Source organism: Nocardia sp. NPDC059154 (assembly GCF_042755705.1).
Lineage (GTDB): Bacteria > Actinomycetota > Actinomycetes > Mycobacteriales > Mycobacteriaceae > Nocardia.
Genome location: NZ_JBHZCS010000090.1, coordinates 18,335 through 39,181, shown reverse-complemented (window position 1 = coordinate 39,181; position 20,847 = coordinate 18,335). Strand labels below are relative to the sequence as shown.

The window sequence follows — 20,847 nt, the reverse complement described above, 5'->3', positions numbered from 1 at the left end:
CCAGCGCGCCGCCCGCGACGGCACCGACCCCGATCGCCGGGATGGAGGCGACCGCGACGGCGCCCAGGCAGCCGACAGCGCCCCCGACAGCGGCACCGACAGGTGCCATCACCCCTGCCGAGGCGACGCCTGCGGCGACGGCACCGACCGCCGCGCCCGCGACGCCACCGACGCCGCAGCCGATGAACGCGGCCGGTACCGACAGGACCTCCGCGCCGATGAGGCCGCCGCTGACCGTGCCGAGCGCGGCGCGGTCGGACTGATCGCGCGGTACGCCGAGGTGATCGAACCCGATGGCGATATCGGTGGTGGCCACGTCGAGCCATTGCTGGACCGAGGTTTGCGCGGCGGGATCGACCCAGTCGGGCACCGAGATCAGGATATCGCCGACCTGCAGGACACGCGGCCCCGCCGCAGGTGCGGCCGGGGCAGCGGGATCGGGTGCGGGCTGGTCGGTATCGGTGACCTGTTCGGGCGTGCTCGTCTGGGCCGGTGCGGTTTTCGGGGCCGCGATCTGCTGTTGGCGGGCCCAATCCGGGCGCGGCACGGGCCGGTCGGGTTCGATGGGTGCCGGTGCGGCCGGAATGTAGGCTGCCGGTTCGGGTTTGGGCGGGGCGGGCGGCGCTGCCTGCGGGGTGGTCACGCCCGCCTGCCCGCCATCGCCGGTGACTCCGGCCTGGCCGGGTGCGGCCGAACTCGTTCCGGCCACGGTGACGGCCATCGCGACCGGTAGCGCGCCGGCGATGACGGCGCGGCGTAGTCGCTGGGGCAACCTCTGATGCATCGCACTCCCCTGAGTCCTGGTGATCGCGCGGTGCAGATCACGGGAAAACGGATGTCGACGAGGACCGATCAGCGCGTCTGGCAGCGTGCGTGAGCACGGGAGGCTTGATCGATTCATGCCGAGCCGCAGCCGAATTCGGGACGGATCGCGGCGCATGGGCTGCTGATCCGCACCGTGGTGCGGCGCTACATCCGGGTCGGCAGTGGGCCGGACCCCGGGAAACCCCGAGCGATATCGGGGCGCCTTCGTACTGTATGTCGATGCAGGCGGGTGTGGCAATGATCTTTCAGGGCCGGGGTGGGCTGCGAAATACGGTGCGCGGCAGCCTGGCTGGACGACCCCGGCCCGCGCCCGAGCGGGCAGGGGGTCCAGTGCTAGCGCAGCAGGACCGACCACATGGCCTGTGGCACGGTGCCGCGAGCGAGCACGTGCCAGTGCACGCTGAGGTGAAGCCATTGCTGCTGGTCGAAGCTGACGCGAATATCGATGTGCCGGTGGGTGGCTCCCGCCAGGAGCTCCTTGCGCACCCGCACGCAGTCGCCGATATCGTCCGGGTGGATGCGGGGCACCTCGACGGTGGCGCGGTGCAGCGGTGAGCTCGCGGGGGCGAGCCATTCGTGGATCAGCCCGGTCCGCAAGTCCATGACGCCGACCGCATGATCGGGTGAGAGCGGCACCGCGCGCAGCAGCAGCGACTGCAGCTGCGGGGTCGGGGTCTCCGAGGCGGTGCCGATGTCGTGGACCAGTGCGCGGACCTGACCGAATCCGTCGCTGCGGGCGGCGAAATGCAGATGGCGGCGGATGCCGTCGCCCTGCCCGGCACTGACTGCGGTGCTGCTCCAAGTGTCCGGTTCGAGTTGGGGGTCGAACAGCCGTAGTAGTCCCGTCCGGTCGATCTGTTCGAAATGGCGCAGAAAGTCCGGCAGCGCGCGGCTTCGGGAGCGGTCCTCACCGGTGCCGAGCAACTGCTCCAGCGATGCCGAGCCGGTCAACAACTGAGTGCGGGAATCCCATGTCAGCGTTGCGACCAGCGGCCGGGGCGGTGGCTGAACGCGTCGGGGACCGCCCCACAGTTGCACGCCCATCACCGCGTCGGTGCCGTCGAGAACTGGGACAGCCAATACCCGCAGTGGTGGCGACACGGGGCTGTGGACAGCCCGCACCACTGGGCGAGCGGCGGCGACGCAATCATCGACGATGGCCTGCAGCGACCGGGCGACATGCGGGCCGCGCATGGTCTCCTGGGCGAGCCTGGTGCGCAGCAGCCGCGTGAAGTAGCGACGGCTCGCGCCTTCGGCGACCACCGAACCGCGGTCTTTGAAGAACAGGGTTTCCACCAGCGCCCAGGGCACCTCACGCCGCTCGGTTCGCTGCGAGGCCGGTGCCGAGGCCTCGATCGCTGGTTCCTCCGGCGTGCTCACCCGCACCGCCTACCCGCACAGCGGTGCGACGCTGCCGATCTGATTGTCTGACCCAAGAGTGGGCTACCTCTCGCCGGGGACCGGCCGAGGCATTCGAGCGGTCCGAATTCTGTTGCAGTGGACGTCTTCTCGCGGTCGATGTGCGTAGCCGTGTGCACCGGCTGCAACGGTGCGGCCGCGAACGCCTCGCGCGTGATCGACTGTCATGGGCCGGGCGGCATCAAGCGCACCGACAGCAATGCTTGGGGCGCGGTGTGGCGGGTCAGGACCGTCCACCGAGCATGGAGCCGATGCCATCGGCCGTCGGCGAACCCGACGCGGAATTCGTTCTCCCACTGGGGAGCGCCCCCGAGCAGCACGAGCCGCACCGCCCGGCAGGCCGGCGCGTCGTCGGGGTGTATTCGTGGCACTTCGTGGATCCAGCGCTGCAGGGGATCGGGTTCACCGGCCAGCCACTCGTGGACCAGCCCCGTGGCCAGGTCGACAGCCCCGACAGCGTGCCCGGCCGCGATCGGCGCGGCGTACGCCAGCAACGACGTCATTTCCGGGGCAGGGGTGGGTTCGACCTCACCGATGTCGTGGATGAGCGCGCAGAGGGTGCGGCTCGGGTCGGGCCCGTCGCTGCGCGCGGCGAAGTGCAGGATGCGACGCTTGCCGCTGGTGGCCCCCGTGGTGACGGGTTTGTCCGTCCACGTCGACGCTGCGCGATGGGCGTCGAGTAGGGCCAGAAACCCGACCCTGTCGAAAGTGGTGAAGCAGCGCAGAAACTCGGGCAGCGTGCGTGTGCGAGGCGTAGGGCCCTCGGCGTCGATCAGCTGCTCGAGATCGCCGTTGGTGCTGATCAGGCTCGTGTGCGGATCCCATGTCAGCGTTCCGATCGCCGGGCGCGGTGGCGGGGATTGCCCGCGCCGACCTGCCCAGAGATGAACGCCGAGAACCTGATTGCCGGGATCGGTGACCGGAACGGCCACGATCTGCATGGGGCGTCCGTCGGCGGAGTTGACGTGGCGAATGTGGGTGAGCCCGGTGGCGACGGTGTCGGCGATGAGATCGGGTGCGGCGGCGTTCATCGTCGCGCTGCGCCCGATCCAGCTCTTGTCCCACCCGGTGAAGCGGCGCGGCCGCGTGCCCTCGGCGACGATGAACCGGCGGGGGGCCGACAGCGTTTCGAGCAGAACCCAGCCATGGGCCTTGCCCGCACCGGCACGTGGAGGCCGCAGCGAAGGTCCGGCTGTTGCCGTGGTGAGCGCCGCAGCCATCAGCACCCGCTGCTGTTCGTCGGCGGCAGGGGGCGGCCGATCGTGGGCCGATCCGAGGCGATGGCCCGCGGCCGCAACGGCGGCCGTGGCGCGGCAGCGGCGAGGGCGATGTTCAACGGGATGGCCACCACGGCGATCCCGATGGGGTACAGCAGTTGCATCAACAGTTCCTCCTGGGGGCGATCGTGTGTGAGAGCCCGCGCATGAACGGGTGCAGCCATCGACCGGGGTGCGTGCTCGGTGCGGCCGTGCTGGTCGCGGCCGGGACGGTGCCGCCGGGATGGTCGAGGTCGATCAGGTCGGTCCAGTGGTCGCCGGCCCGCAGTGACGACACGTGTACCTCCGCGCGTACCGTCATCCGTGCGTGCTCGACTTGGCTTGCGAGGGTGTCCAATTCGGAGATGGAGCGGCTGATGACGTGATCGTGGTCGCAGATGGCGATCAGGACCGCGCCGTCCGCCTCGACCGGGATGTGTCCGAGCTCGGCGTGGGTGAGGCCCAGAGGTTGGCAGACTCCGCACAGCACCTCGCTGCCGCGTTGGTAGACGATCACCAGGCCTTGGAAGGTTTCCGGCACCAGGTTCACTGCAGTGCGCAATGCTGTTGCCACAGTGTCGGTTTCGGAGATAGACGTCACGGTGACTCCTCGGAGCAGGTGGGACGTGGCTCGGAGCGTGGTCGTGGGGCCGGTGGCTGCAGCAGCCCGGCGTGGCGCCGCCGGGCGTCGGGCGCGGTGTCGGTCAGACCTGCAGGGCCGCCGCCACGGCACCGGGTTCGGGGTTTTGCGCAGTCGTACCGGAATCCGGTCGAGGATCCTGGCCGGTGGAGGCTGCCGCCCATATCCAGCGTGCGGCCGCAGCGAGGACCAAGGCGGCCAGTGCGGTCACGGGGGCGACATGGGTGGGGGTGAACGATGGTGGCGATGGTGGCCACTGCGGCGAGCACAGCGGCCGAGACCAGCGCCGGTGCGAAGGACCGCCCACGTCGGCGGGCATCATCGCCGGGCACTGCCCACCACGCGGCGGCGGTCAGCACTGCCAGTACCAGCGCCTGTACCGCGTATTCGGTTTGCGGGGTCCAGGCAAGCTTGCCCGCGAGGAAGGCCCCGGCGGTTGGTCCGATCCCGATTCCGGCAGCGGCGATCACCCACCAGGCCCCGGTGGAGACGGGCGCGTTCGGCGTCGGTTGGGCCAGCGCGACCAGCGCAGAGGCCATGACGAGCCCGGCGGCAACTCCTTGCACCGCAAGGCAACCGAACAGCAGGTGCGCGTCGTGTGCCATCGCGCTGGCGGCGGAGGCGAGTGCGAACACCGTGAGCGCGAGCGGGAACAGACGCGCCCGCATTCTGCCGGTCAGAATTGACGTCACCAGCAGGAAGACGGCGAAGCCAGCGGCGTAGGCCTCCAGCGGGCCTTGCAGCAGCGGGCGCGCGACTTCCGGTGTCAGCGTTGTCGGAATCGAGGCCATCACCTCCGGCGGCACCGGTGTGCCGGCGGGAAGTCCCAGCGCGGCGGCGACAGCGTCGCTTGACATCGGTTTGGGAGGAACACCGGGGACCGGGAATCCGCCCACGGGCAGCACGACATCGACGAACGCCACCAGGGTGGCGCTCGCCGCGACAGCGGCCGCCACGACCGCACGGGGCCGACGGCGGGTGAGGGTGCGATGCCCGACGAGGTCAGGGCGATCAATGGAAATGGTCATGAGGTTCCTTCTTCGGCAGGTCGGCCGACGCCGTGACGGCCGCATCGGTGGTGAAACCTGCTGTGCGGCAATCGGTGACGAGGCAAGGGAGTCCGTCGTGAAGTTGCTGAACGCCGCCCGCCGGTCAGGGGTGACAGCGGCCAATGGCGCCGGGATGACACCGCGGTGGCGTCGCTGGATTCCAGTGGCTGCGGCCGTTCACCGATCCTGGTGCCCAGCGATGTCATCGGCTGCTGTGGCGGTCGGCGTGGCGGGGACCGCGATGTGTGTGGACGAGGACGCCTGTGCGGCGAGGAGCTGTTCGACGATGAGGAGCATCCAGCGTCGAGTCCAGGTCGTCGGCGGTGCCGGGGCAGTCATGATCCATCGGGATCCGTTGTGGTGCACGCGCAGTCGCACTGCGATCCTCCTGGTGATCGATCGCGGCGGTGCCGGTGTGGACGATTCCACCCCGTAGGCTTGCTGAGAGCAGATCGGTCCAGGGAAAGGATCCGTCCAGGCGCGGAACCCAGATCGCTTCTGTCACACAGGTTCCGACATCGACCAGGTAGTCCAGTAGTCGCTGTGTGTCGCGCAGGGCGCTCGCGGCGCGGGCTGGTGCGCACACCAGCAGGATGCACACCGTCTCGTTCGGGGCGGGATCGGCGAAGCACACCGGCGCGATGTCGGTGTGCAGCGGCCACGCCTGCGGAAGCTCGGGTTGCCCGTCGCGGCAGGTCAGCGTGATCAGGCACTCACCGGTCCCCGAGGGCACGCTGGCGCTGATGTAATGGATGAGGGCGCTGATGTCGGGGTCGGCGGTCAGCATGGTGCTCCCGCAGTGTCGCTCGGGCGGGCGCTGAAGGTGCTGGGGATCGTTTCGAGGGCCTCTTCGACAAAGCCGGCCGCGATCTGCGGGTGTGCGTACGGCAGCGAATGGCCTGTCCGCGCAACGATGTCGAGGCGGGCTCCCGGGATGCGTTGGGCGAGGTGGCGTGACTGCTCGGGCGGCACGACGGCGTCGAATTCCGCGCCGACCACGCGGACTGGGACCCTGCTCAAGGCAGCGAGGACGGCCTGGTCGATCCTGAACACCTCCGCGGCGCTGCAGATGTCGGCGGTGACGCGCGGATCGACGGGTAGTTGGTCGGGAACCAGTTGGGATCGACCGGGTTTCGCACGCCCGGACATGGCGATCATGCGTTGCTGCATCACGCGGTGGGCCCACGCGTTGACCGCATCGCCACGGGTGCGGCGCAATGGGCGGATCGGCGCGGCCGCGACACGGAACGGGCGCAGGCCCGGCCACCACGGACGTTCTCCGGCAGCGTTGAACAACAGCACCGCACGGATATGGCGGTGGAACTGGTCGCGGTGGCGGCGGGCGTATTCGAGCAGGACATAGCCGCCGATCGAATGCGCGACCGCCACGACGGGCGAGGTGGCGACGGTGTCGAACACCACTGCCAGGTCGTCGGCGAGCGCGGCGATGTCGTTGGTGGCGCGCGGATGCGGCCACGCCGAGCGCCCGTGCCCGCGCGCGTCGATCCGGATGTGGTCGACACGATCGGCGAAGCGGTCTACGGCCACGTCGACCAGCGGCTTCCAGAATGTGGAACTGGCGATCAGCCCGTGCAGATACACCACCTTCACCGGCGCACTGCCGGTACCGGTTTCGGTGCACGCCAACCGGATTCGGCTTGTCCCGGACACTAGAAATTCGTGCTCGCGAACGGCGCGAGTGGTCACCGGAGGGCCTCCTCGGATCGGACGGATGAGGGCGCGTCGGTCAACGCGGTGACCACCACCCGCGCGCCGCGGGCCGGGACGTAGGTGATCTGGCGCAACCTGGCGTGGTCGGGTCTCGCACCGCCGGGCAGCGCCAACCGGTGGCGCAGCAGAACTTCGCGCAGCGTCACGGTGCCCTGCATGAGCGCCAGGTTTGCGCCGAGGCAGCGGCGAACCCCGCCACCGAACGGCACCCATGCGTGTGGTGGCACGCTGCCGTCGAGGTGGCGTTCGGGGCGGAATACGTCCGGGTCGGGGTGGCTGTCGGGGCGCTGATGTGCGAGCAGGACCGAGCCGGTCACGACGGTGCCGGCGGGAAGGTCCCAGCCGCCGATCGCCACACCGCGCGTCAGCTTCCGGTAGATCGCGCCCAGGACAGTGCGCCGCCGGATGCTCTCCTTGATCACCGCTTCGAGGTACTTGTCGTCACCGTCGATGGCGGCACGGCGCGCGGTGGCCTGAACCTCGGGATTGGCGGCGAGCTCATACAGCGCCCACGCCACCGCGACCGCGGTGGTCTCGTGTCCGGCCAGCAACAGCGTGACCAGCTGGTCACGGATCTCGGCGTCCGAGAGCGGCGCATCGACGCCGGTGCCGCCGTGGGTTCCGGCGGTCACCATGCGCGAGAGCACGTCGCGGCGAGCATGCAGGTCAGGGTCGAGTCGGCGGCGGCCGATCTCGTCGTAGAGCAACGCGTCGAGCGCGGCTTCGGTGCGCTGGAACTGTTTCCACGGCCCGATGCCCTGCAGGGCAGGTGTGCCCAATCCAAGCAGTGTCAGGGGGCCGATCGCGGTGAACTGGTAGAGCTTGGGTGCCAGCTGCGCGCGCTGCTCGGCGTCGGTCAGGCCGAAGACGGCTTGCAGGATCACGTCCATGGTGAGCCCTGGCATGCGTTCGGCGGTGGCGATGACCGAACCGCTGGTCCACCCTCGGGTCTCCTGGCTGGCCAGGTCGGTGACCAGCTGGCGGTACTGCTCGATCGCGGTCACGCTGAACGCGGGCAGCAGAACTCGGCGCAGCCGGGCGTGGACGTCGTCGTCGGAGACGAGCATGCTGCCCGATCCCATCCACGCCGCCGCGACATGGTTCGCCTCGCCGGTATGGAGATCGGCCGGGGCGGCCGCAAAGATCTCACGCAGATGTTCCGGGCGGGAGAACACCACGAGTCGGCGGGCATAGGGCGGGACCCGCACAGTGAACACATCGCCGTACCGGCGTGCGGCTTCGCTGAGGAACTGCGCGCGGTGGCGCGCATACATCCACGTCTGCCACAGCACCGGTGACGCCGGACCGGGGGGATAGGTGGGGGTCACGAGGTGGGCGCTCCTTCGGGTGACGCAGGGTCTGCGGCGATGTCGGTGAGGGCGTCGATGACCTCGACGAGGCAGTCGGCGGCCTCACCCGGATGAGTGGCGGGCAGCGAATGACCGGCTCCCGCCACAGAGTTCAGTCGCGGACGAGCGGCGCGGCGACCTGCTGGGCGGGCGCGGCCGCGCGGATGCGCAACAGCGGCACCGTCGCGATAGCGATGGCCAGCGTGCAAACGGCGAGTCCACAGAAGAGCCGGTGGAAGGAATCCACGAAACCCGGTGAGGTTGTGGACGTCAGGACCGCGGCGAGAACGGCCAGGCCTACCGTGCCGCCGAGCTGACGCGCGGTCAGGGTCACGCCCATACCGACGGCCATGTCGTCGGTGTCCAGAGCGGTGGACGCGCAGATCGATAACGCCGAGACCGCGACTCCCACACCGATACCGGCCACCACCGCTAATACCGTCCACAGCGGCCACGATCGGTGCGAGCCGAACCAGTGCGAAGCCAGAACGGCGGTCTCCACCGACATCAGCGCCATACCGGCGGCGGCGAACCATCGCGCCGAGTTGGGTCCGGCGTAGCGTCCGGTCGCCACCGCGCCCGCCATGGCCGCGACCCCGACGAGCCCGATAGCCCCTCCGGCCTGCACCAGCGACAGGTGCCAGACCGTGGTCAAAAACAGTGGGACCGCCAACATGTTCGTGAACAGCGCAGCACCGAGCGCCGCGTTGACCAGGCTCGCGCCGGCGAAGACCCGGTCGGTGAGCAGCGGGATCGGGATCACCGGCACCTGCTGAGATCGGCTGCGCCACAACGTCGCCGCCCCGGCCAGCAGCCCGAGAGCGCCCAGACTCAGCGTGAGAGGTGCGTGGTAGCCCCATCGCGACGACTGGCTGATCGCAACAACGACCGCAGCGAGCCCGCCCGACAACAGCAGCGCGCCGGGCAGGTCTGGCATCTCGCGTCGCAGCTGGCCGGGCTGCGGCAATCGCGCGCAGGCCGCGACCAGCAGCAGGCTGGCGGGCACGTTGATCAGAAACAGCCAGCGCCACCCCGCGAGATCGACCAGTTCGGCACCGACGCCGGGGCCCAGGACCGCCGCGAATGAACCCGACGCCCCCCACGCGCCGATCACCGCGGCCGCCCGGGAAGCGGGAGCGGCGGCCAGCAGCCCACCCAGCGCGGCCGGCAGCAGCAGCGCGCCGGTGCCGCCCTGCGCGACACGGGCCGCGATCAGCATGCCCGCGGTCGGGGCCGCCGCACACGCGGCCGACGCCAGCCCGAAACCGAGCGCCCCGACCAGCAACAGTCGCCGATGCCCGAGGGTGTCGGCGAGATGCCCGCCCACCGCCAGCCCGGCGGCGAAGGCCACCGCGAACCCGGTGGCGATCCAGGTCATCGTGTGCTGGCTGGTGTCGGGGAAAGCTGCGGCGATCGCACCGAAGGCGAGATTGACGATCGCGGCATCGAGGTAGACCAAAAAGGTTGCCGCGCACGCTATCAGCAGAATCGGGGTCAGGTTCGCGGCAGCGGGATCGCTGGTTCTGGCCGACCCTGTCATGCCCGGTCTCCGTGCCCGCCCACCGGTTCACCCGGGAAGCCGCGGCCCTCGGCTGCCAACACCCCGGTGTAGCCATCGCGCTTCTGGGCGGGCGGAATGCCCTGGGCGAGAAGCTGTTCCAGGGCATCTTCGTCGCCGAAGGCCTCCGCGAAGCTCAGATCGCGGTAGTACTGCTGCTGGGGAGTCGGATTGTCCAGGTCGACGCGCAGAGTCAAGGGGGCGGTCATGGGGGTGCCTTACCGGCCCGCTCGGGCCATCTGGGTGAGAAGGAAGCGCACGGCGTCCGGCAGACCGACAGCGGCCCCGGTCATGTGCTCGATCGACGGGACAGTCACATAGGTGACCGGGGTTCCCTGGGCCCGCCAGTTCGCGACCGTGGCATCGGTTTCGCGCTCGCCGATGAAGGGGTCGCCGGCGCCGCGCCACAGGTAGATCGGTATCTTGGGACCCTCGGAATACTCCAAGCTGTTGTCCCGCAATATATTTCGTGTCTGACCTTGATAGAAGAGCCCGAAGCTCGTGCCGAGCTCGTCGACCGAACGCCCCGCACCGGAGACCAGGATCTGGTTGGTGCACGCGTCGTTGATCTCGGCTCGGTAGCGCCTGCCCCCGTCGCTGAGATACTCCGAAATCGGCAGCGCCGCACCATATTCGCGTTCGAGGCCGAAGGCGACAGCGGCGGCGAGGCCGAAGGCGGGGTGATGGTTGTGGCCGAGCTCTTCGGCCATCTGCAGAATATTGACCGGCACCCCTCCGATCGCGGCGCCGACCAGATCCAGCTCGGGGGCATATCGGGGCGCCAGGGCGGCGGCCCACCCGGCGGCCATGGCCCCACCGGAGTATCCGGCCAGCGCGGCGGGGCTGTTGCCCAACTGCAGATCCGGGGCGCGATGCAGCGCGCGGATCGCGTCGAGAGTGATCTGCCCGCCCAGCCGGGCGGCCCCGTAGGCGCTGCGCGGGCCGAGATAGTCGGGGAAGGCGACAGACCATCCGGCCGCCAGAGCCACATCGAAGGCCGCGGCATCTCTCATCACGACATCGGGCTTCGGCGACCAGAACGCGTTCGACGGAGCACATTCCAGACCCAGCGCGTTGTAGGGCTCCTCGTAGACCAGCACCGGCCGGTCCGGCTGCTGCCCGGGTGGGCTGAACACCGTCACGACCCCGGCGATCGGGGCCCCCAGCGAGTCCGAGGAGCGGAACTGCAGCTGACGGACGTCGGCAATTACCCCGAACGGTGCCTCGCGCGTCTGCTCATAGAGCACGTCACCGAGCGCGTGATCGGCGAGATCCGGTGCCGCGGAATACAACGGGCCCGGGATCGGGGTCGGCATCATCGGCGTGTCCGCGACTGCCTGCGGGGCCGTGGCCCACATCGCCAGCGCGCACGCCATCGTCGCCACTGCGCCGACGAGGTGGCGGCGGTGGGAGAGGAATGAAGTGGGCCCGGCGTTGGTGGGGAGGGTGCCGGGCCCACTTCGGCACGCTGGGTTGGTCGCGAGAGAGGACCGCAGCGTGCTGATTACCCGCGTGGAGATCAGTGCGGGAGTACGGAGATGGCGAGGTTGTACAGGTTGACCGCCAGCGCAGAGAGATTGGCGGCGATGTTCGTCGACCCGGCGAACAGGTACAGCAAGTCCATCATCGGCCCCTTCCTGGGCATCATGCGGGGAGCCGGCCGTAACCACGCCAGCGCGCAGCTGCTGCCGTGACGAGCTCGTCGAGCGGCCACCGCGCGCGTCATTGCGCACAGGCCGATCGCTGACGAGCTGTTGGCATTGCGAAAGCCTGTTCACGAACGTCACGGCAGAGATCCCCACAAAAGAATTGCATGAAAAGCAGAGCAGTCCGGGATCGGGCGAACTTTCAGGACAAGCGTTACCCGATTCGGATATCCGGGATCGGGTCTCGCTCTGTCGTCCCTGATGATCGTTCGCCGAGATCCTTGACGCACTCCTTCTATTCGGTCACCGATTTTCGAGGCCGTCGTCGGCCGCCACTCCCGCGGTTGGGTTCGGTTCGACACCAGGCGAGATATCGGTGTGACGAGCATTGCAACACGTCAATAGATTTGCAAGATCACGAACTTCCCCGATTTGTCCAACTCGCACCCGGTATCGCAGCAGTTCCCCAATTTGTCCAGGTGCCGACGAGCGCGCGTCGCATTGTTCCCCACTATGTACAGGTCCTCGCATCGAATATGCCCATATTGGGGAACTTGTTGTTCTTCCCGGCGCTGGTCGTTTTCGATATGGTCGGCTGCGTCGGTGGATATCTTCCCCCTTGCATCCACCGACCGCGGCGGCCCGGAGTCCCACACATATCGACACATCCGGGCCGCCCCACCCCCCCTGCGACCCATTCGAATCCGTCTCGTCCTCCCCGGCCCCGCCGCAACACATTCGCGCGCCGTTTACTGGGCGATGAAATGGTGTCGCTCGGCCGTGCGGAACACAGGAGCGTTCTGTGCTGAAGGTGATTCCCCTCGACGCCGCGACAGTCCACCCTCGTGGCGGGCACCTATGGGACGGTGTCTCCCCGATATTCGGCCCGGCCGAGATGGTCTGCACATGCCTGGCGATCATTCACGAACGCGGAATCGCGTTGATCGACACCGGCCCGGGCTCAGCCGCGGTCGATGATGGCGGGAAGTCGATGGGCCGCCTGTGGACCAAGGTCTTCCGCCCGGACCTCACGCCCGACAACAGCTTGGTCGCGCAACTGCGCCGGCGCGGCATCGAGCCTGCCGACGTCACCGATGTGCTGCTGACCCACGGCGATCCAGACCACGCCGGTGGGCTTCATGACTTCCCCCACGCGATAATCCACGTTCATCGGGACGAGCTCACTGCAATCGCGCATCCATCGACCATCGGAGAGCGGAACCGCTATCGGCCAAGCCTTTTCACGCACGACCCGCTCTGGTGCGTGTACGGGCACGACAGCGCTGACGTCGTGGATTGGTTCGGGTTCCGGGCCCACCCCGCGCGAGGGTTGCCCGCGGTGGTACTGCTGGTGGAACTTGCCGGGCATTTGAGGGGGATGCTCGGCGTCGCGGTCGACATCGGCGGGCACTGGCTACTGCACGCAGCCGACGCCTATTTTCATGCCTCCGAAATCGATCCGCGGCGGCCGCGACCGCCAATCGCGGTGCGGGCCTTCGGGTTCGCGACCAAGACGCTGGCATCGGCTTACCCCGAGCAGCAGACTCGACTGCGCAACCTCGTGCGCGACCACGGCAACGAGGTCACCGTGATCTCCTCGCACTGCGCCGCCGAGCTCCGCCGACTCCAGAACGGCCCGGGCCCGGCTGCCCAACCGGGCCCGCGCTGAGCACTCATCGCCGGGCCTGCGTTGGATATTTCCGCATTTCCCTGCGCCAGAACGCGCGTGCCCGCAACGGGCACGCGCGCTCTGGCACCGCTACTCGATGGGGGTGAACAAGATCAGATCCCACGCGTCGGGGTGCTGCCACTTCTGGCCGAGGACCTTGATGACATGGCGGCGGCGTAGGTTGTCAGGGCCCAGAATCGTCACCACCGTTGGTTCGGTGATGGCCTGCGCATCGGGGATCGTCGTCACATAGGTCCCGAAATCGGGATTCTCCTGACAGAGCTTGAAGATCTGCCCGACCTCCTCCTGCGGGACCACATGGGCCCCGAAAAGGATCAGGTACTGGACCGCCCACGCGCAGACCTTCGGCCACGAATCGCCGAAGGTGTGTGCCGCACCCTCATTCGTCAGGATCTCCACGATCAGGTTCGGCCGGACCTCGTCGGTCGGCTCGCGCATCCACGAGAAGTGTTGCTTCCACGCGGCATTGGTCGCCATCGGATTCAGCTGCGGTCCCTGCAGGTACGCGGCAGGATGGCTGATCGCTTCCAGGTGTTCCAGATCGCCGGCGGCCCAGATCGGAGGAAAAGCCCCCGTCTGTGCAGCGAACAATCTCGGCATCAGAGCGTGGCCGATATTGAGCGCGAACATCTTGGGCATCCCCAATACGTCGCACATGGTGTCGAGAGCATCCGGGGTCGGCTGCCGTTCCATTCGGAAATACTTCGTGACGCTGGCTTCTGTCTGACCCAGCGCTTGGGCGAAGTCCGCGCGCGTGACTCCTCCATGCCGCGCGGTGGCATCCAACGCGTCCATCAGATGCTGCTTGAGGCCCCCCGGATCCTCAATTCGGTCCATCGGCGGATACTGCCGATTTCTTCGTGATCCACCCGACCGGCCGGCCTTTCTGGCCATGTCCCTCCTCATTCCCCATTCGCCCCCGAGGTAGCCTTCCACCGACGATCGGCAATGCAAGAGTCATGCCACATTCGAATAACCCATGGCGGACTCGTGCATCCCGACGTTGCATGCCGGCTACCTTCTTCGCAATGTGAAATACACCCGGTGCACGACTCGCGTCAAACGGAATGAATCTGAGGCTACGTAACGTGTCGTGCATCACACTTTGCTGCTGCTTAACTGCGCGAACCAGGCCGCCGAGGTGCTCAGCGACCGGCGCGTCATGCAATTGCGGATGCAATTGCATGACGCAACCGACGTGTCCACGATGGACACTGGAACAACCGGCACCGGCGGGCTACGGCAGCACCTCTCTATCCGGCAAACCGTGATCACACTAATCGCGGGCAGGGTAGCCCTGTCAGGCAATCGGAGGGCAATTCGAAGTTGTACGAAATGGGCTTGTACGAAATGGGTATATAGATCGCTTGCGTTTCTTTGATCAAATTGGAATTCTCAAACGCACAAGCCGACGACGGACTCCGAATCGGCACCGTATTCCGCGAACGCAACGCGCGGAGTACGCCACCCTGATGACATCCGGACCAATCAAAACGTGTCGGCATGGCGATCGTGACATCCGATGCGGATCGGTCCGGCGCGCCCAGAAAGAGCCCGGCATGGCATACCGCATTCTCCTGATGTCCAGCGCCGCGAACGGCGTGACACAACGAGCCGCACTGGCGCTGCGCCGCGCGGGCCGAGAAGTCGCAGTCGAAGTCGTCAGCAACGCCGACGACATGGACGCGGCCGTCGCACGCCATGATTTCGACGCCATCATCTGCCCGTATCTCGTCAGCAAGATCCCCGCGCGCATCACCCACCGCTGGCCGACGGTCATCATCCACCCCGGCGTCGTAGGAGACCGCGGGCCCAGCTCGCTGGACTACGCTCGAACAGAACGCGAAAAGCTCTGGGGCACAACCGCGATGATGGCCGTAGAGGAAATGGACGCCGGTCCCGTCGTCGCCACCAACACCTACGCGATGCCCGAAGATACCAAGAGCGCTATCTACAACACCGTCGGCGCCGACGCCGCAATCGCTTGCATCCTCCAAACAGCCGACCGCCTGCAAGACCGCAACTTCACGCCCGTCCCGCAAGACGAGCACCCCCGCATCCTCGCTCACGCCCGCACTCGGCCAGCCATACGACAGAACCAGCGAGCGATCGACTGGACAAAGGCTGCCAAGGACATCCTGCCCGGAATCCATGCCGCCGACGGATCACCCGGCGCCCTCACCACCCTCGCCGGCCACAGCGTGCACATCTACGACGCGCACCTCAGCGCCGTCACCGCGCCCGGGGCGCTACCCGGAACGATCATCGGATCCACCCACCACTATCTCCAGATCGCCTGCGGCAGTGGCAGTCTGCTGATCGGGCACCTCCGAGCCCGCGACGAAACCGTGCCGCCGGTCAAGGCCCCCGCTGTCGACGTACTCAAACGTCTCGGAGTGTCGGACATCCCGGCTGTCGACGTCGATCCCGGTTGGACCGACATCCGATACCACCGCGACGGTGACGCGGTGGGCACCGTCGAATTCTTTGCCTACAACGGGGCGTTCAGCGTCGACTTCTCCCTTCGCCTCGCTGCAGCGATCCGGCACGCCGCGGCCCAACCCACCCGCGTCCTCGTCATCCGCGGAACCGGACCGTACTTTTCCAACGGGCTGCACCTGGGATCGATCGAGCTAGCCCAGAACCCGGACGCCGAGGGCTGGGCATCCATCAACGCCATCAATCGCGTGTGCGCCGAAATCGCGGAATGTGAACAGGTCACCATCGCAGCCGTCCAGGGCAGCGCCGGCGCCGGAGGCGTCATGCTCGCCCTCACTGCGGACTTCGTCGTCGCCGCCGAAAGATGCGTTCTCAACCCGCATTACAAGCTTATGGGCCTGACCGGCTCCGAGCTCCACACCGCCAACCTGCCCCGACGCGTCGGCCGGGCCAAAGCCGAAGAACTCCTCGCCACCGCAGAACCGATCGACACCTACGGCGCACTCGAGATCGGCCTCATCGACGAAATCCGCCCCAACCGCAGCTTCCCGCAGTCGGTTCACCGCTTCGCCCGGCTATACACCGGGGACCAACTCTACCGAGCAGCCCTCTACAACAAGGAAGAACGCCGCCGCACCACGAAGAAACCAGTTGAGGTCATCCTCGCTGAAGAGACCAGCCGCATGCACAACTGCTTCTTCCAGGATGCCCTCGGACACCGTGAGAAACGGCAGGCATTCATCAGGAAAGCGCTCACCCCTGCGCAGGTCTCGGCAAACCACATGCCACTGGCGGGCTGACCACTATGCCTTACCCCGCCACAACCGGAATCACACGGCGAAGGATGCTTGAAGCCGGCGCAGCTGCTTTCGCGCTCGGGTTGGCGCCCTCAGCGTCTGCCACTGTGGCGCCGCTGGAAGCGAATGCGGCCGCATGCCAATTCGAAACGCTGACCGTGCCATCAACCATGGGACCAGTGACCGTGCAGGTGCAGTGGGCCAACGCAGGTGGTGACGCAGCCCTGTATCTCTTGGATGGTCTCCGAGCCTCCGACCTCGCGAGCGGATGGTCGAATACATCCGCGCCCTGCACATTCCAGAATGATGACGTCACCGTGGTCATGCCAGTTGGCGGCCACGGAAGCTGGTATGTCGATTGGGCTCATCCACCTGCTGCAGACGGACGACCCTGGCACTGGGAAATGTTCCTCACCGACGAGCTGCCAACCTTCCTCAGTCGCTATGGAATCTCGCGCCACCGCAACGCAGTCGTGGGTGTGTCGATGGGAGCCAGCGCCGCGCTCATGCTCGCCGCCTACCACCGGGAGCAATTTCTATCCGCGACAGCGCTCTCGGGATACCTGGACTGGCATTCACCAGGTGGGTCCAGCACGGTTCAATCAATCATTGCCGTCGCAGGACTCGATCCGCAGCTACTGTCGCCGCTGGATGGACTGCAATGGGACCGCATGGACCCATACAGCTTCGCTCCCAGGCTGCACGGCCTGCCTATGCACATCTACGCAGCGCAAGGTGCACCGAATACCACAGAATCGAGCGAAGATCCGCTGGCCACCCTCGGTGCCATGGCCATCGAGTCCCTCGCATACAGCTCGACGCTTCGGTTCCAACAGCGACTCGAATCGCTAGGCATCGCAGCGGACTACGTGCTCCCCCGGACCGGAACCCACTCCTGGAGCCATTGGTCCGACGCGCTTGTGGCGGCGCGGCCCTTCATACTCCACTCCCTCCAAGGGGATTGACATGACCGGAGTCGAATCGATGGTCTCCCCTGCGCTGACTGTGTCGACTGTGCGCACGGTGCTTCTCAGCGGTGCCCCGAAATGCGGCGCGGGGCAGCATCTTCCGTCCCTGGGCGACATCGTTACCGGGACTGACGAACCGGTCATGGGAAGCGCGGCTACCTGCGCGCTTGACGGCGGCGCGGATTTTTCTGCAAAACTTTCGGCGTGTCAGGTGCCCCTACTTCCAATCTCGAGGAACTATCTACGCCATGAGCAGAACCCCCTCGAGCCGCGGACGACCGGCAAAGAACGGCACCAAGGTTGGTGCCTCCTTGCCAGCGGATCTTGTGAGTGCTGCCGAACACTTCGGCAGGGCACACGAGTACAAGCCTGGCGAGACAGTCGAAGTGCTACTCAAGATCGGAATCAGGGTCGTTCCGCCGGGCCATGGCCCCATCGACGGTTACGACAAGAGCAAGGGCAAGAAGTACATCTGGGGAACCCCCGGACCGCAACTTGCAGCGAGCGTTCTCGCTCCGGTGGAGAACCACGAGACAAGCATTACACGCCGCCTGTGGCGCCTGTTGCACTTTGCACTGATCGACCTGGGCTACGACCTGCCGAAGCCGGCAGCGTCCGAGCAGCTGCTGTTGACCGGAACGTAGAAAGACATAAGAAAACCCCCTGCAAGCCTGCCAGCCGAGGGGGTCTCCCGCCATACAAGCCACCTACCCCGTTCGAGAAGGAGTCGCATGACCCCATCAATTACTTGGGAACCCGCATGGTGTCTACGAGTGTAGGGCACCGGCCAGCGCATACGCCAGCGACTCGCCCAATCACCGGAGATGCGGCATGCTCGTTTCCAGCCGCTACTGCTCATCAGCATCTTCGACATCCTCGGCCTCGACCCGTCCGTTCCCGCATTGCTGCGCAAGGTGCAGCCAGTCTGCGGGCCGTGAGTACCTGCGCGAGCCGGGATCCGTTGGCGCCGAATCTGCATCGAAGACTGTTCGGTGAGTGCTGCGGGGTGCGCGGATTCGGACGGCTGATCGCCACTCATTGCGATCAGCGCAGCCGCGCCATCGCCTCCTGGCCACACCGGCGCTGCACTAGCTGCAGGTGAGTTTCATTGCTAGACAATGGAACTCAAGCGATCCGGTGATTCAGATTGCACGTGTGCGCTGCGGATAGGCCTGCGGTCGCTGTGCTGCGCTCGCCGTCGATCCGAATGCCCTCACGCCTCAGACCCATCCGATGTTCAAGACCACAGGAGGCATACCGACTTTCCTCAGCAACTACGAGCCCACGACGCCGCCAGGAGGACAACAACGAGAACACCAGCACTAACAACTACGGGCTAACTCCATAGCGGCATCGAGGACCTGCTCCAGAACGGACCTCTCCCCTGGAAGGGAGAGCTAGTCGGAAAAGGGTCGATCGGCGGGAGTGCGCCAACACTCCAAGCCGAAGCCAATAGAGCGGGGACAAGCGCCAACTTGTCGCCCCGGTGCCACCGTCTACCGCGGAGGCTGCATTGGGATGCAGGTCCGAGGGTAGCGCACGCCCTCATATCGATTCCACCCCTGTCGCGAACGACACGCCGTCCGTGTCGCTGGCGCATGGGATGACGCTGCTCAGCGCATGTGCGCGCGAGAGCGCGGAGCAGCACGTGCAAAACACGGTCGGTGCCTATGACGCCGCCACGACGGAGCTCCTGGCTTCGCTCGACGAGGCGATGTACTCGGGCAAGTGGCTGCTGATCGATGCCGAGAACCAGAAGATCCGATGGGTCAAGGCGCTGGCCGACGCCCGGGACGCGGTCGCGGCGGGCCGGGCGTGCACGCTGGCCGGCCATCTGAATCCGGGGATGCTGGGTGCGGACATCGACCCCGACCCGGACCAGGCGGTGCTGGGTGACGTGTGCGCCGAGGCGCTCGTTGCGTGGTGTGTCGAGCATCGGCTGCAATACGTCACACGACGTTCCGGGCGGCCGGGCGGATGGCACGTGTACGCCGCGGCGCGGACGCCGCTGCAGGCTGCGGCGTGGGTGCGGGTGTGCGCGAGGCTGAGCAAGAAGCTGGGCATCACCGTCGACGACCGCACCGGCCAGGTGATCCGGACGCTGACCGCGCCGCATCGGCGGGGCCTGCCGAGCCCGGTGGTGAGCTGCACCCTGACCCCGGCAGTCGTCGCGGCCGCGGCGCCGCCGCGCACCCGCGCGAAGTCCGCTGTCCGCGTGAGTGTCCAGAAGACGCGCGATCGGGGTGGGGACTCGAGCCGCTCGGCGGCCGAGTACGGGCGCTCATGCGCGATGGCGCGCGCGGGCTACACCGGGGCGCAGGCGTGGAAGCTGATCAGCGGCCCGGGCGCGAAATCCCAACGCAGCGAACGATGGTGGCGACGCTACATCTGGCTGCCCGCGGTCACGATTGCCTCTGCAGAGAACTGCCTGTCCGAGGCCGAGGCCTGGCAGGCGGCACTCGAGGCCTGCCCCGCCCGCTTCGCGCGGATCACGTTCCGATGGTGGAAGCCGCTGTGGCGCAAGGCACTGCAGGAGGCGGCGCAGGATCGCCCGCGTCGGCGGCGCATCGATGAGGTGCCGGTGCCATCGGACCCGGAGATCGAGGACCGGATCGCGCAGGTGCGGCGCGGCCTGGACGCCGCCGCCGACCGCGTGCTGGCCGGCAGGCGGATGCGCCGGGACCGCCTGCAGAGCATCAAGACCGTGCTCTACCACCTGGCGCCGATCCTGGTGACCCGAGACGGGTCGATCAGCATCCGGGATCTGGCCCGGGCCACCAGGATGGATGACAAGACCGTACGCCGCGCCCGTGACGCCGCCATCGAGGCGGGCCTGCTGGTCTTCGCGCGGCGGTACGGAGGCGGAGCCAAGAGCTGCGACACCTTCGCGGTGACGCAGCTCGTCGAAACCGAGATCCAGCGCGCCCGTTCGGGAAACTCCCCCACTAGCTGTAGCACCCCCTCCCCCTCCGCTCCCCGTGGCCGCTGCGACGCCACCAAACAGGACCGCCGCCACGGCTACGAGCGCAAGGTGTGGGTGCTGCTGAACGATGCACTGGCCCAGCTCGGTCCGGGAGAGCGTCTGGCCACCAGCAAAACGCGGCCGGCGAAGCTGCTGCGCTCGATGTGGGCTCAGCGCAAGTGGTTCCGCGAGATGAGCCCCGCTAAGCAGGAGGCGCGGCGGGCGGCACGCCGCAAGCTGCTGCGGGGTCTCGATCCTGCCGATCTCCGAGCCTGGCTGCTGTGGCTGGAACAGCGCGAGCGCATCGCCAACGCCTGTGACCGGATCCTCGCCGGCGTCCCCGACCCCTACGACGGTCACCTGCTCGAAAACGTACCGATGACGATCTACAGAGGAATGCATGACCCGGCCTGGCGGCTTGGCGGAACCAAGATCGCGACGCAGCCGGTCCTGGTGCTCGAAAGGACGGCAGCAGCATAACTTTTACAGCAGCATCGTTTGCACTGCTGTAAAAGTCT

18 protein-coding genes and 1 pseudogene are annotated in these 20,847 nt (G+C 67.3%); 5 read left to right on the top strand and 14 right to left on the bottom strand.

The window, feature by feature from the left end:
• From ACFXN1_RS45310 to ACFXN1_RS45250, 13 genes and pseudogenes are all read right to left on the bottom strand, one after another.
• Positions 1-784 (bottom strand): annotated as a pseudogene (locus tag ACFXN1_RS45310) (hypothetical protein); the annotation flags it as partial.
• A gap of 374 nt (positions 785-1,158) precedes the next feature.
• Positions 1,159-2,205 (bottom strand): GAF domain-containing protein, encoded by a 1,047-nt coding sequence (locus ACFXN1_RS45305; RefSeq protein WP_379442333.1) that lies wholly within the window; start codon positions 2,203-2,205, stop codon positions 1,159-1,161.
• A 203-nt stretch (positions 2,206-2,408) separates the two neighbouring features.
• Positions 2,409-3,464 carry a GAF domain-containing protein gene (locus tag ACFXN1_RS45300; protein WP_379442331.1) on the bottom strand — a complete coding sequence of 352 codons (1,056 nt, stop codon included), beginning with the start codon at positions 3,462-3,464 and terminating at the stop codon, positions 2,409-2,411.
• Positions 3,464-3,625, bottom strand: coding sequence for a hypothetical protein (locus ACFXN1_RS45295; protein WP_379442330.1), 162 nt, complete (start codon positions 3,623-3,625; stop codon positions 3,464-3,466). The genes ACFXN1_RS45300 and ACFXN1_RS45295 overlap by 1 nt, the downstream gene beginning before the upstream one ends.
• Positions 3,625-4,101, bottom strand: coding sequence for a hypothetical protein (locus tag ACFXN1_RS45290; RefSeq protein WP_379442329.1), 477 nt, complete (start codon positions 4,099-4,101; stop codon positions 3,625-3,627). The genes ACFXN1_RS45295 and ACFXN1_RS45290 overlap by 1 nt, the downstream gene beginning before the upstream one ends.
• Positions 4,098-5,168 (bottom strand): MFS transporter, encoded by a 1,071-nt coding sequence (locus ACFXN1_RS45285; RefSeq protein WP_379442327.1) that lies wholly within the window; start codon positions 5,166-5,168, stop codon positions 4,098-4,100. The genes ACFXN1_RS45290 and ACFXN1_RS45285 overlap by 4 nt, the downstream gene beginning before the upstream one ends.
• Positions 5,169-5,391: 223 nt before the next feature.
• Positions 5,392-5,976, bottom strand: a complete 585-nt coding sequence (locus tag ACFXN1_RS45280) for a hypothetical protein (protein WP_379442326.1) — start codon at positions 5,974-5,976, stop codon at positions 5,392-5,394.
• Positions 5,970-6,896, bottom strand: a complete 927-nt coding sequence (locus ACFXN1_RS45275; RefSeq protein WP_379442325.1) for an alpha/beta fold hydrolase — start codon at positions 6,894-6,896, stop codon at positions 5,970-5,972. Before ACFXN1_RS45275 ends, ACFXN1_RS45280 begins: the two co-directional genes overlap by 7 nt.
• On the bottom strand, positions 6,893-8,248 hold the full coding sequence (locus tag ACFXN1_RS45270) for a cytochrome P450 (RefSeq protein WP_379442323.1): 1,356 nt from the start codon (positions 8,246-8,248) through the stop codon (positions 6,893-6,895). The genes ACFXN1_RS45275 and ACFXN1_RS45270 overlap by 4 nt, the downstream gene beginning before the upstream one ends.
• Positions 8,245-8,376 carry a hypothetical protein gene (locus ACFXN1_RS45265; protein ID WP_379442322.1) on the bottom strand — a complete coding sequence of 44 codons (132 nt, stop codon included), beginning with the start codon at positions 8,374-8,376 and terminating at the stop codon, positions 8,245-8,247. Before ACFXN1_RS45265 ends, ACFXN1_RS45270 begins: the two co-directional genes overlap by 4 nt.
• Before the next feature lie 5 nt (positions 8,377-8,381).
• Positions 8,382-9,809, bottom strand: coding sequence for an MFS transporter (locus ACFXN1_RS45260; RefSeq protein WP_379442321.1), 1,428 nt, complete (start codon positions 9,807-9,809; stop codon positions 8,382-8,384).
• Positions 9,806-10,036: a hypothetical protein gene (locus ACFXN1_RS45255; RefSeq protein WP_379442319.1), complete on the bottom strand. Its 231-nt coding sequence runs from the start codon at positions 10,034-10,036 to the stop codon at positions 9,806-9,808. Before ACFXN1_RS45255 ends, ACFXN1_RS45260 begins: the two co-directional genes overlap by 4 nt.
• 9 nt (positions 10,037-10,045) lie before the next feature.
• Entirely contained in the window at positions 10,046-11,203 is a 1,158-nt protein-coding gene (locus tag ACFXN1_RS45250; protein WP_379442372.1) for a lipase family protein, read from the bottom strand.
• 1,072 nt (positions 11,204-12,275) lie between these two features.
• Between ACFXN1_RS45250 and ACFXN1_RS45245 the strand changes: the two genes are divergently transcribed.
• Positions 12,276-13,142, top strand: coding sequence for an MBL fold metallo-hydrolase (locus ACFXN1_RS45245; protein ID WP_379442317.1), 867 nt, complete (start codon positions 12,276-12,278; stop codon positions 13,140-13,142).
• A gap of 90 nt (positions 13,143-13,232) precedes the next feature.
• Here ACFXN1_RS45245 and ACFXN1_RS45240 read toward each other — a convergent pair whose 3' ends face one another.
• Entirely contained in the window at positions 13,233-14,099 is an 867-nt protein-coding gene (locus ACFXN1_RS45240) for a helix-turn-helix domain-containing protein (RefSeq protein ID WP_379444700.1), read from the bottom strand.
• A gap of 623 nt (positions 14,100-14,722) precedes the next feature.
• On the opposite strand from ACFXN1_RS45240, the gene ACFXN1_RS45235 reads away from it, so the two are divergent.
• The 4 genes from ACFXN1_RS45235 (at position 14,723) to ACFXN1_RS45220 (ending at position 20,809) form a co-directional block, all read left to right on the top strand.
• Entirely contained in the window at positions 14,723-16,402 is a 1,680-nt protein-coding gene (locus ACFXN1_RS45235) for an enoyl-CoA hydratase-related protein (protein WP_379444698.1), read from the top strand.
• A gap of 104 nt (positions 16,403-16,506) precedes the next feature.
• Entirely contained in the window at positions 16,507-17,364 is an 858-nt protein-coding gene (locus tag ACFXN1_RS45230; protein ID WP_379463954.1) for an alpha/beta hydrolase, read from the top strand.
• Positions 17,365-17,615: 251 nt separating this feature from the next.
• A complete protein-coding gene (locus ACFXN1_RS45225) occupies positions 17,616-18,011 on the top strand; it encodes a hypothetical protein (protein ID WP_379444695.1) in 396 nt (131 codons plus the stop codon).
• A 1,004-nt stretch (positions 18,012-19,015) separates the two neighbouring features.
• Positions 19,016-20,809 (top strand): hypothetical protein, encoded by a 1,794-nt coding sequence (locus ACFXN1_RS45220; protein WP_379444694.1) that lies wholly within the window; start codon positions 19,016-19,018, stop codon positions 20,807-20,809.
• The last annotated feature ends 38 nt before the right edge of the window (positions 20,810-20,847 follow it).